Annotated in this window: 11 protein-coding genes; 7 read left to right on the plus strand and 4 right to left on the minus strand. The window is 40.9% G+C overall.

Going from position 1 to position 12,142, the window contains the following annotated elements; genetic code table 11:
- Positions 1–25: 25 nt before the first annotated feature.
- Positions 26–883 (plus strand): hypothetical protein, encoded by an 858-nt coding sequence (locus H8B21_RS12745; protein WP_190314165.1) that lies wholly within the window; start codon positions 26–28, stop codon positions 881–883.
- On the opposite strand, the gene H8B21_RS12750 is transcribed toward H8B21_RS12745, so the two are convergent.
- Positions 884–2,395, minus strand: coding sequence for a SulP family inorganic anion transporter (locus H8B21_RS12750; RefSeq protein WP_223815014.1), 1,512 nt, complete (start codon positions 2,393–2,395; stop codon positions 884–886).
- Positions 2,396–2,653: 258 nt separating this feature from the next.
- Here H8B21_RS12750 and H8B21_RS12755 point away from each other — a divergent pair, with 258 nt between their 5' ends.
- Positions 2,654–3,904, plus strand: coding sequence for a PQQ-dependent sugar dehydrogenase (locus tag H8B21_RS12755; protein WP_190314166.1), 1,251 nt, complete (start codon positions 2,654–2,656; stop codon positions 3,902–3,904).
- A 78-nt stretch (positions 3,905–3,982) separates the two neighbouring features.
- On the plus strand, positions 3,983–5,188 hold the full coding sequence (locus H8B21_RS12760; protein ID WP_190314167.1) for an MDR family MFS transporter: 1,206 nt from the start codon (positions 3,983–3,985) through the stop codon (positions 5,186–5,188).
- Between the two features lie 16 nt (positions 5,189–5,204).
- Here the strand turns inward: H8B21_RS12760 and recR are convergent, their stop codons facing one another.
- Positions 5,205–5,819, minus strand: a complete 615-nt coding sequence (gene recR, locus H8B21_RS12765) for a recombination mediator RecR (RefSeq protein WP_190314168.1) — start codon at positions 5,817–5,819, stop codon at positions 5,205–5,207.
- Between the two features lie 59 nt (positions 5,820–5,878).
- Between recR and H8B21_RS12770 the strand changes: the two genes are divergently transcribed.
- Both H8B21_RS12770 and H8B21_RS12775 read left to right on the plus strand, forming a co-directional pair.
- The gene (locus H8B21_RS12770) at positions 5,879–6,583 is read left to right on the plus strand and encodes an LOG family protein (protein ID WP_190314779.1); all 705 of its coding nucleotides are present in this window, start codon (positions 5,879–5,881) and stop codon (positions 6,581–6,583) included.
- Between the two features lie 87 nt (positions 6,584–6,670).
- Positions 6,671–7,315, plus strand: a complete 645-nt coding sequence (locus H8B21_RS12775; RefSeq protein WP_190314169.1) for an MgtC/SapB family protein — start codon at positions 6,671–6,673, stop codon at positions 7,313–7,315.
- A 14-nt stretch (positions 7,316–7,329) separates the two neighbouring features.
- Here the strand turns inward: H8B21_RS12775 and H8B21_RS12780 are convergent, their stop codons facing one another.
- Positions 7,330–9,705 (minus strand): endonuclease MutS2, encoded by a 2,376-nt coding sequence (locus tag H8B21_RS12780; protein ID WP_190314170.1) that lies wholly within the window; start codon positions 9,703–9,705, stop codon positions 7,330–7,332.
- Positions 9,706–9,712: 7 nt separating this feature from the next.
- The gene (locus H8B21_RS12785; protein ID WP_317170394.1) at positions 9,713–10,450 is read right to left on the minus strand and encodes a DUF4296 domain-containing protein; all 738 of its coding nucleotides are present in this window, start codon (positions 10,448–10,450) and stop codon (positions 9,713–9,715) included.
- Between the two features lie 48 nt (positions 10,451–10,498).
- On the opposite strand from H8B21_RS12785, the gene H8B21_RS12790 reads away from it, so the two are divergent.
- Positions 10,499–11,191: a YggS family pyridoxal phosphate-dependent enzyme gene (locus H8B21_RS12790; protein WP_190314172.1), complete on the plus strand. Its 693-nt coding sequence runs from the start codon at positions 10,499–10,501 to the stop codon at positions 11,189–11,191.
- Positions 11,192–11,231: 40 nt separating this feature from the next.
- On the plus strand, positions 11,232–12,056 hold the full coding sequence (locus H8B21_RS12795) for a DUF3298 and DUF4163 domain-containing protein (protein WP_190314173.1): 825 nt from the start codon (positions 11,232–11,234) through the stop codon (positions 12,054–12,056).
- Positions 12,057–12,142 lie beyond the last annotated feature (86 nt).

Consider the following 12,142-nt stretch of genomic DNA (forward strand, 5'->3'; position numbering starts at 1 on the left):
AAAAGATGCACACATACAGCAACAAATGATAACGAGTAATTGCAATCAGCAAAACATCTACGATTATACCGAAGATGATATGCCGAAACCACTGCATACGCTCGCTATTGACAAAACGTTGTCTACGTATCTAAGCTATGAAAACTTGAATATGGCAAACGCGATTGGCATTTTAACTGATCTTACGTCATACGTCCGCTTAAAAAACGATAATAATCCCACAGAAATAGAAAAACGAATCAGCCTTTTGGAATTAAAGCAACGCATAGACCATAAGATTAATATGGCCTCTCTGGAGGTTTCCGCCATTGCTTCGGAAATGGATTGCGAAGAAGAGCGAACCAGCCAAGTAGCTAATTATTTAAAAGGCGGAGAAAGTGAACTGGAATCTAAACTTACGGTCGCGGCAATTGTGGTAGGTGCAACAGGCGCTATAGCAACAGGTGGTGTTATAAAGAACGAAACCGCAAGCAATACGGTAGGGATTGCAACAGGTATTACTGAAGCCTCGTTAGGTCTCATCATGCTATTCAACAACCGGAAAATTGACTTCTACCATGAACGAAATGCGCTTCGGGAAGTTTGGAAAGGAAAAAAGATTTCATCCAACTTTCCGCCATCCGTTTGGTATTATCTCAATTACAATGACCCAACGACTGATGCGCAGTCAGTTAGAATGCAAATCATCGACAAATGGAAAAACTTCGGACAAATTGCGGAAAACGAAGATACGTCCATTGAGCAAATATATTTCGGTAATGGAGGCAAATATACGACCGAACAATTGGTCAACCGGGCTGACATGTATGATCAGCTTGAATCCCATATTACCTTAATGAAACAAGATTTGAAGTCGCTGTCGCTGGCACTGGAAAAACTCTAATCAATCATTTGGCATAACCTTATAGGTAGGATCTTCCGATATATCAATTTGGACAAAGCCTTGCGCATTCTTTAACAGGGAGCGGCAATCCGGGCTTAGATGCTTCAACTGCACATGCTTATCCTGTTTTGCATATCGTTCGGTAATTTTGTTCAACGCATCTATTGCAGACATATCCACCACCCTACTCTCTTTGAAATCAATAACAATATATTTTGGATCATGGAATACATCGAATTTTTCCATAAAGGCAGCAGTAGATCCAAAAAACAATGGTCCGTATATTTCATAATGTTTCACACCATCTTCGTCAACATATTTTCTAGCGCGTATACGCTTAGCGTTATCCCATGCAAAAACTAGGGCAGAAACGACTACGCCGGCTAATACCGCCAAAGCAAGATTGTGTAGGACAACGGTAATGGCCGCTACCAACATTCCTACAAAAATATCTGACTTGGGAAATTTATTAATAATACGTAAACTGACCCATTGGAATGTACCAACAGCTACCATCATCATCACACCGACCAGTGCTGCCATCGGAATCTGTTCGATAAATGGTGCACCCACCAAAATAATAACCATAATGGCTATCGCTCCAACAAAAGATGAGATTCGCGTACGAGCACCCGCATCGATGTTAACCAGCGTTTGCGCGACCATGGCACATCCCCCCATTCCGCCGAAAAAACCGTTTACTACATTAGCTATGCCTTGTGCCATCGCTTCCTTATTTGATTTACCCTTTGTGTTGGTTATTTCGTCTACCATATTAAGGGTTAAAAGTGATTCGATAAGCCCTACCCCCGCCATAACCAACGAATAAGGAAAGATCAGTTTCAGCGTATCCCACGTCCATGAAACATCCGGAATATAAAACGCAGGGAGCGTCCCACTTACCGATGCAATGTCTGCCACTTTTTTTGTATCGATACCCAATGAGGCTACCAACCCAAATACGACTAAAATAGCAACTAGAGACGCAGGAATTTTCTTTGTTATTTTGGGGAACCCTAAAACGATCAGAATCGTGAGAGCCGTCAATCCCAACATCGTATATAACGCCGTACCTGTCATCCAAGAGGACGAATCAGCGGGTAGCCGAAATTGTTGCACTTGCGCCATAAAAATAATAATGGCCAGCCCATTTAAGAATCCGTACATCACTGGCTGCGGAATTAAACGAACAAACTTGCCTAACTTAAATAGACCAACCAGCACTTGTAATATACCTGCCAACACGACTGCTGCAAAAAGATATTGAACACCGTGTCCCGCTGCTAATGCAATTAATACAACCACCGTAGCACCAGCTCCACCCGATACCATACCCGGCCTTCCACCCAAAATAGACGTCACAAGCCCCATCAGAAAAGCAGCGTATAATCCCGTCAACGGTGAAAGACCTGCTAGAATAGCAAAAGAAAGAGATTCGGGAATCATCGTCATGGCGACTGTCAGTCCCGCCAGAATTTCATTTCTTAAATTAATAGTGTCCAGTAATTTCAAGATAAAAAAGAATATATTTTATTCGCGCCAAAGGTAATTATTTTTTGAGTTTATGATGTCGTAGATTTTTTTATAAAAACATTTGCTTTTATAAAAAAATAACTTTACCTTTGCAGTATCATAATTTAGGTTTATAATTGGTTAGCTAAAGGTTTTCATTCTCCCCGTTTGAAAACCTTTTTTTATGCCTTATCAAAACATTTTCATACATTTAGTGCTTAAATAAAAAAGACATACTAAAAAAATAATATTTTACAGATGAAACGAACATTTCCAGCTTTTTTATTATTATCGGCAGCTTCGTTAACAATTGCTTCTTGCAATAGTAACGGGGCCTCTAAAACGTCAGACGACAGCACTGTAACAGACAGTGTTTATCCTCCTGTAGAAAAAAACAAACCCAATACAGACTATAAACCTGCTTTTGAAGGCCAGACACGAGCTCCGGGAGTAAAGACGCAGACTCCCTATGACAGTCAGGTTGTAACGGACAAACTTAAATCTCCTTGGGGAATTGCTGTACTTCCCGATGGCCGCCTGTTGATTACCGAAAACGAAGGCAATATGCGCATCGTGTCGGATAGCGGCGAACTTAGCGAAGCAATTGGTGGTATCCCGAAAGTGGACGCACGTGGGCAAGGCGGGCTTCTTGGGCTTACACTCGATCCCGATTTTGCTTCCAACAGAATGGTATATTGGGTATTCTCGGAACCTGTATCCGGAGGAAACCATACAGCGGTAGCGAAAGGGCGCCTTGCAGATGATGAGAAATCGATAGAGAATGCCCAAGTTATTTATCAAGCTTTGCCTACTTATGACGGAAGGCTTCATTACGGCGGACGTATTATCTTCGATAAAGAGGGCAATCTATTCGTGAGCACCGGCGAACGCTCCGACTTGGAAACAAGACCGCAGGCGCAAGACCTCAAATCTGCTTTAGGAAAAATTGTCCGCATCACAAAGGATGGTCAGCCGGCATCCGGCAATCCGTTTGCTTCAAATAACGAAGCCCGTCCGGAAATTTATAGCTACGGAAATAGAAATGTACAAGGTTTGGCAATACATCCTGAAACGGGAGATTTATGGTCTACGGAATTCGGTCCACGTGGCGGTGACGAACTGAACCATATCGAACCAGGAAAGAACTACGGGTGGCCTATTATCACCTACGGGCTGGAATACAGTGGAAAAGAGATAGGAAATCCGCCTATCCAACAACAAGAAGGATTGGAACAGCCTGTTTATTATTGGGATCCTGTATTGTCACCTAGTGGTTTGATGTTTTATACACACGATGCCATTCCTGAATGGAAAAATAATTTGTTTAATGGTGGCTTAAGCAGTACGCACATTGCGCGACTTGTTCTTAAAGACAATAAAGTAGTCGGTGAAGAACGTCTCCTTGAGAAAGAAGGTCAACGTTTCCGCGATGTAGCACAAGGTAAGAACGGTGAAATATTTGCTATTACGGACGCCGGTAGACTTTACAAAATACACAAAAAAAGCTAGTCAGTCTTTATTTTATAAAAAGTTATAGGACGGACGCTTTAAAAGTGTCCGTTTTATTTTTATACATTCCTTAGCAACTTGAAAAAATTAGTACAACTCTATGTAAACTCGTATCGGGGTTTATCTACTGAAGCCTGGCTGTTGGCACTTGTGATGCTTATTAACCGGACAGGTTCTATGGTAATTCCATTCTTGAGCATGTATATGGCTTCGGAACTGCACTTCAGCAAAGCACAAGTCGGAATGGTATTAGGTTGCTTTGGACTAGGTTCCGTATGTGGTTCATGGCTGGGTGGTTGGTTGACAGACCGATTTGGCAATTTCCGTGTACAAGCGATAAGCTTATTACTCACCGTTCCGATCTTTATTATACTGCCTCAATTCAGAACTTTTGAGAGTCTAGCGGGCATGATTTTCCTATTGACGCTTATCGCTGACACATTTCGTCCTGCCAACTCCGTTGCCGTGGCTCGGTATGCTAAACCAGAAAATTTGACAAAAGCATACTCTCTCAACCGCATGGCGGTCAACCTCGGTTTTTCTGTAGGCCCTGCGTTGGGTGGATTTTTAGCCATGATTTCCTATAGCTGGATCTTCTATGGGAATGCTATTGCTGCTGTATCGGCGGCAGTTGTCTTTCTTATCTTTTTCCGGAACCGCAAACCGCGTTCTGCTATACGCACACAACGAAAAGAAGAAAAAATATTAACAAAAAACGACAGGAATGCTTATTTAGATATACCTTTTATCATCTTCAACGTCTTCTGCTGTTTATTTTCTATGGCGTTCTTTCAACTATTGAGCACCCTACCTTTGTATTATAAGGAAGTTATTCAGCTTACCGAAGTACAAATTGGTATACTTTTAGGCTTCAACGGTTTTAGTATCGTTGTATTTGAGATGTTGTTGGTGCACGGTGTCGAACGTCGCTTCACCCCTCGGCAGGTCATGATTTTCGGGACGGCAATGGCAGGAGCTTCATATTTTATGCTCACTTTCCCCTTTGGCATTGCCTGGTTATATGGTGCGATGTTTATCCTTTGTGTTGGCGAAATGCTTACACTACCCTTCACAGCAACCATCAGCGCATCGCGCGCTACACCAAATACACAAGGTGCTTATATGGGATTCAATTCATTGGCATTTGCTGCTGCGAATATTTTCTCACCTTATCTAGGCACATACGTTGCGGAACATTTCGGTTATCAAATCTTATGGTTTGGTACCGCTGGTGTATTGGTTTTCACCAGCATTGGTTTCTCCTGGATATTGAAGAAATTGTAGTATAGTATAGATAATCTTATCCTATATTTCTTTCATAAGGTACGCGGGTGGCAATGGATCGCCCCAACGTGATTTCGTCGACGTATTCCAATTCTCCGCCAAAAGCAATACCTCTTGCTATCGTGCTAATCTGTACATCAAAATCCTTTAATTTTCTGTACAAATAGAAAATAGTGGTATCCCCTTCCATTGTTGCACTAAGCGCTAAAATAATCTCGCGGACTTCACCTTTCTTCAATCGCTCCACTAATACATCTATCTTTAAATCGGAAGGTCCCACCCCATCCATCGGCGAAATAAGTCCACCGAGTACATGATAAACACCTTGATATTGATTGGTGTTCTCGATGGCCATCACATCCCGTGTATCCTCCACCACACAGATTGTCGCATGATCCCGTTTTACGGAAGTACAGATTTCACATACTTCGTGATCAGAAATATTAAAACAGGTTTTACAATAACGTATCTGTTCTTTAAGTTGATCTATAGAATGGGTGAAACGGCTTACATCGCTATTTGATTGTTTCAACAAATGCAGCACCAGACGTAAAGCGGTTTTTTTTCCAATTCCGGGCAAACGCCCAAATTCATCTACTGCCTGTTCTAAAAGTCGCGACGAAAAATGCATGCACAAAAATAAACAAAAAAATCCCTATCTTGGAAATCTCAACAAGTTGAATCATGTATATGGTTAAAGAAGACAAAATAAGAAGATCATTTGCCAATAAAACCTGGCAAGAAATAAAAGTAAAAGACTCTTGGCAGATTTTCAAAATCATGGCAGAGTTTGTTGATGGTTTTGAAAAATTAGCTAAAATAGGTCCCTGTGTATCTATATTTGGCTCCGCAAGAACCAAAACCGATCACAAATATTATGAAATTACTGTCGAAATAGCGCGTTTGCTTGCCGACAAGGGATATGGTGTGATTTCCGGTGGCGGCCCCGGGATTATGGAAGCTGCCAACAAAGGTGCCCACGAAGCAGGTGGCAAATCGGTCGGGCTTAATATCGAGTTGCCTTTTGAGCAATTTCACAACAAGTATATAGACCGAGACAAGTTACTAGAATTCAATTATTTCTTCGTGCGCAAAGTCATGTTTACCAAATATTCGCAAGGGTATATCGTGATGCCAGGAGGTTTTGGTACGATGGACGAACTCTTTGAGGCCATCACCTTAATCCAAACCGGAAAAATCGCCCGCTTCCCAATCGTGTTGGTTGGAATTGAATATTGGAAAGGATTATTTGATTGGATTGAGCATTCCATGCTCGGTAATGCCTATATTTCCGAAGAAGACTTGAAACTTTATCGCTTTGTAGATACCGCAGAAGAAGCTGCTGATCATATCTTCCGTTTCTACGACAAATATTTAATGAAACCGAATTTCTAAATATAAAAACGTTAAACTTTCTGAGTATGAAAACCGTTATACTATCAATGCATGATAACGGCAGTTAATATTAATTGATAATATGATATGTTTGAGTGGCTAGAAGACGTTCCTATCCAGAGTGTATTAATATCCATTTTATGTGGTGCCGTAGTAGGCTTTGAACGTGAATTCAAGAATAAATCCGCGGGCTTCCGCACCATCATCCTTATTTGTTTAGGATCCACCATCTTCACCCTAACTTCTCGTATGGGAAATATCTCTGACGATCGTATAGCGGCGAATATTGTTACGGGAATTGGCTTTCTCGGTGCAGGGGTCATTTACCAAGGTAAGTTTACGGTACAAGGATTGACAACAGCCGCTGTCATCTGGTCTATGGCAGGGGTAGGTATGATGATTGGCTTCGAGAATTATGCGCTCGGATTTGTTCTCACTTTTTGTATGGTAGTTATTCTTTCCCTGTTCCAAAAGATGGAAAACCTGCTTGCCAACATTTATTTTATACGAACTATCCATGTCACTTTCCAAAAAATTGAAGTATCCCATTTAGGTGAATTTGAAAACTTTATGAAAGAACATAAAGTAAAGCCTCAACGTAAAGGCGTAGAGAAAAAAGGAGAGCACCTGACCGTCGTTTATGAGATAACGGGTACGCAAAAAAATATTCGCCGCGCTAATGACGCCATTATTTCATTAGATTACGTGTATTCGTTTAATAATTTGGGCTAAGCGAAGCCCTCCCTCTACTGAATATAAGCGTACGTAATACCATCGCCACCTCGGTCGGCATGCTCATCTTCAAAATGGGATACATGGCTATATTTCCGTAGATAATCACGAATAAATTTCCGGAGGATACCGTCTCCCCTGCCGTGCAAAATCTTCAACGAAGGATAACCAATCATTACGGCACGATCTAACACCGTCTCCAACTGACGTAAAGCATCTTCTGTCCGCATTCCTCTTACGTCAAGTTCTGGTTGAAAATCCGCAGCCGATTCCGTGGAAATAGTTTTATGTTTCTTGATTACTTTCGCTTTTTCCTTTCCCTGCAATTTAACTACCTTATTTTTCTTAACAACCGTACGCAACTCTCCAAGTGCCAAAATCAGATTATTGCCTTTCGAAACTTCGATGACCTGAGCTTCTGTATCTGCATCCAAAATCTTCACCCAGTCTCCTACTTTAATGGACACATCAACCTCCGCAATGGCTACCTGTTTAGCGACAGGCTTCTTCTCCGTGTGCTTGTCCACTTCGGCATGTAGGCGACGTCGTATTTCCTTTGTCTTGTCTTTGTCCGCTTGTACCGATTTAATCTCCGCAACCGTATTCTCAATTAGTTTATTAGCACTCTTTAGAATTTGACGAGCCTCTTCTTTCGCTTCCCGGATGATTTGCTTCTTATTTTCTTCCAGGTATCCCTGCAAGCTTTCGTATTCAATCTTCAACCTTTCTAACTCGCGTTCCCGCATCGCGATAGCGGTCTTCGTGTCGTATATTTCCTTTTTATCACGTTCTAAGTCAACTAATAAGGTATCAACTTTCTTTTGACGGGTACCTATTTTGTCTTTTGCAGCATGTAAAATTTCTTTATTCAAGCCAATTTTCTGTGCAATTTCAAATGCGTACGAACTCCCCGGCTTTCCTACTTGTAATATATATAGCGGACGCATTGCGACGTTATCGAATAGCATTGAAGCATTTTCTAAACCTGCGGTATTACTCGCAAATACTTTAAGATTAGAATAGTGAGTTGTTATGACGCCACGCACCTCTTTTTTGTTCAGGACTTCCAACACTGCTTCGGCAATCGGCCCTCCAAATAATGGATCCGTCCCCGTACCAAACTCGTCAATCAACACGAGTGTTCTTGCGTTTGCAAATTCGGTGAAGTGCTTCATTTTTGAAAGGTGAGCGCTATATGTACTTAAGTCGCTTTCGATGGATTGGTCATCGCCTATATCGGCAAATATCTGTCGAAAAACACCTAATTTAGAGGTAACCTCTGCTGGAATGAGCAATCCCGATTGTACCATAAGTTGCAGTAGACCGACAGTTTTCATGCAGACCGATTTACCTCCTGCATTTGGTCCCGACACCAGAATGACACGGTCTTCTTTATCGATTTTGATATTTAAAGGAACGACAGGCGGATGGTTTTCTTTACGTGCATTTATTAACAATAATGGATGCCTCGCATTGACCAGATTAATCTCTGCCTCTTTTGACAATTCAGGCATCTCAGCTTCCATGTCAATGGCAAACAACGCTTTCGCTCTAACAAAATCTAGCTTGCTCAATAATCCATGATACGCTAATAATAACGGAACATGTGGACGCAGTTCAGTGGTCAGTTCCGTTAATATACGGATAACTTCCCGCCTACGCTCAAATGCTAAATCCCTCACTTTATTATTAAGATGAAAGACCTCTTCCGGCTCTATATAAGCCGTTTGTCCAGTAGCAGATTCATCGTGTATAAAGCCCTTAAGTTTACGCTTATTTTCGGCGAGTATAGGAATACACAAACGGCCATCCCTGATTGTCAAGTTCCCATCCGCTGTCCAACCATTATTTTGTGCTTGCTTAAATACCTGGTCAATACGCTTACGGGCTTCCTGTTCGCTTTTAAGTATCTGTTGTGTCAAATCCAGCAACAAGCGAGACGCATTATCTTTCATTTTTCCTCGGTCGTCTATCACCGCTTCAATCTGTCGGATAATTTTCGTTTCGATAGGCAGATGTTCAAATAGCAGCTCCAAATGTACATATTGTCCTTCCCGATCATTGAAATAACGAATAACAGCATACACTGTACGCAGTGAAAGCAAAATGCGATGAAATTCCTCCTCTGCTAAAAAAGAACCTTCTACGCGGGCTTTTTCCGCCAGCGGTTTTATAGGATACAAGTGGTCTACAGGAAGTGGAGCATCATTAATCAGCAAATCTTTAAACTCCTGTGTTTGACGAAGAAATCTATCTATTTGTTCAAGTTTCACCTGAGGTTGGATTCTCTCCACCATCTCTTTCCCGGATTCACTTAAACATTTATCTTTTATTAGGTCTTTAATCTCAATAAAACCTAGTTTATCTATTGCATTTTTTGGGAAAATCATAAATTCCTTAATTTTCAAGCGGCTTCGCTTCTACTTTTTGTGGTACGGGGCTTTGAACTGGAGTCGGCCGGACTCGTCGGGATGTAGTAGCTGGTTTCTGTTCAACAGATACGGCATTAGAATCCACCTGAGATTTTTCCGATGCTTCCGCGTTCGGGTCATCTGTTTTTTTGGATGCAGAAGGTTGAATTGTCGGTTGATACGTTTGAATAGCATACAGTTCGGTGCCTTCCATAAAATCTTTTTGATGAACGCGATATGTCAGCGGGATCGTATCCACGTGTACATCCAGAATTAATCTACGAGCAGACTCTTTTAAACGTTCATATCGTTGGACGACACGTATACTGTCTGAAACCCGTGCATTTTTTAAAGAATCCGTTCGGCGGTAATCGTCCTCATAGGCGTTTAATTTTTTCGTTACCTCCACATATAGTTCCTTAGAAGCTATAGGATTACCTAAATAATAGGTTATATTTTCCTTAAATTTAACCGAATCAATACCATACTTTTCAAATACCTCTTCATACAGCCCATCGATAACTTTACGCGTGCTATCTACAGGCAACGTGTTCAAATAGCCATCCACCAAGTGTACATCTGTCAACAAGTCTATCATTGTCTTTTCCGAAAGAGTTCCTTTCGGCTTCGATCTATCACAGGAAATCATCAAAAAAAACGACGACAATATAATAAGTATTAAGCGCTGCATTTCGTAAGTTTGTACAAAATTACAAAAAGGCATTATAATAACAGCTTTTTTCAGTTTCTGAACGTTTGAAATTACACCAAAATGAGTATTGCAACAAATATTGAATCTTTACAAATCGACCTCAAACCCATCGGTGTCACACTTGTTGCCGTTTCCAAGACGAAATCGAATGAAGAAATCATGGAAGCTTATGAGGCAGGACAACGCATATTTGGCGAAAATATGGTACAGGAGATGGTAGAGAAATATGAAGCTTTACCTAAAGATATTGAATGGCATCTTGTAGGGCATCTTCAGACAAATAAGATAAAATACATCGCTCCTTTTGTATCCATGATACAGTCTGTTGATTCTTTAAAAGTTTTAAAAGAAATTGATAAACATGCAGGCAAACACCACCGAACCATCGATTGTCTTCTACAAGTGTACATTGCAGATGAAGCAAACAAATTCGGCTTCGATCATGCGGAGCTTATCGAAATGCTGCGTAGTGATGACTTTCAAAGTTTAGAGCATATACGTGTCCGTGGACTCATGGGAATCGCAACGAACACAGAAAACGAAAAGGTTATCAAGGAAGAGTTTTATGAACTAAAAATGTTGTTTGACGGCATAAAGGCAAGCTTCTTTCGTAAGGAAGACACTTTTAGCACACTGTCCATGGGTATGTCATCAGACTATAGTCTGGCTATAGAAAAAGGTGCAAATATGGTTCGTTTGGGAAGTACTATATTCGGCAAACGTGTTATTAAGCATTACAAAAACAAAGATTGAAAAATAAGAGGTATAGGGAACGAACTGCATTTAGCGATTGATGAAAAGAAAGTTAATATATAGCGTTGGATTGGGTATCTTATTGTTTACCTTGAGCTGCGTCAATGGGAATAAACAAACGGGAAATACATCTGTACAAGAAGATACGCATCCATCGTCAAACGATACGTTGGGTTATCACATGGAGGTTTTCAAAGAAATAAGTCCTTATTTCTCCGGAGACGAAACAACCATAGATACGACATTTTATGCAGCACGTTATCCTGTGTTTTCTCCGGAAATTGATTCCTTGGTTCGAGATGCGATCTTTGTCGATGGAGAGTATAATGCAAGCCAAGTAGCAGAAAGCTTTCTAGGTGGGTTTAATGAATATGCAGAAGAGCAAATAGAAAGTGAGAATCAGGCTTTTCATGCTTGGTTTAGAGACCAAGCTTGTGAAGTTGTTTTGAATGTATCCGGTTTTCTTACCTTAAAGAACATCATCAGTGAATATACCGGAGGTGCACATGGAATAGAAATTGAAATCTGGTCCAGCTACGACATACAAAATAAAAGAAAGCTTTACTTGAACGATCTTTTTCAAGATACGCTTGCTTTGCGGCAAATTGCAGAAGACTATTTCAGAAAACAGGAACAATTGAGCGATACCAGTTCTTATGGGAGTGCTTATTTTTTTGAAGACGAAACCTTTAAACTTGCAGACAACTTTGGTATGACACCGACGGGTCTTTTATTTCACTACAACCCGTACGAAATAAAATCATACGCGGAGGGACCTACAACGCTCATTATTCCATATAGCGCATTGGAAGATGTGATGACGACAAAGGGCAAGAGATTGTTGGCAGTAATCAATAAACAGTAATCAATTAACGGCAATCAGTAGGCAGTTAAGAGTAATTTATGACGGGGCACGAATCACGAGTCACGAACTATGAATAAAAAACGTTT

It is taken from the genome of Sphingobacterium chuzhouense (genome assembly GCF_014692525.1).
In the GTDB taxonomy this organism is placed as follows: domain Bacteria; phylum Bacteroidota; class Bacteroidia; order Sphingobacteriales; family Sphingobacteriaceae; genus Sphingobacterium; species Sphingobacterium chuzhouense.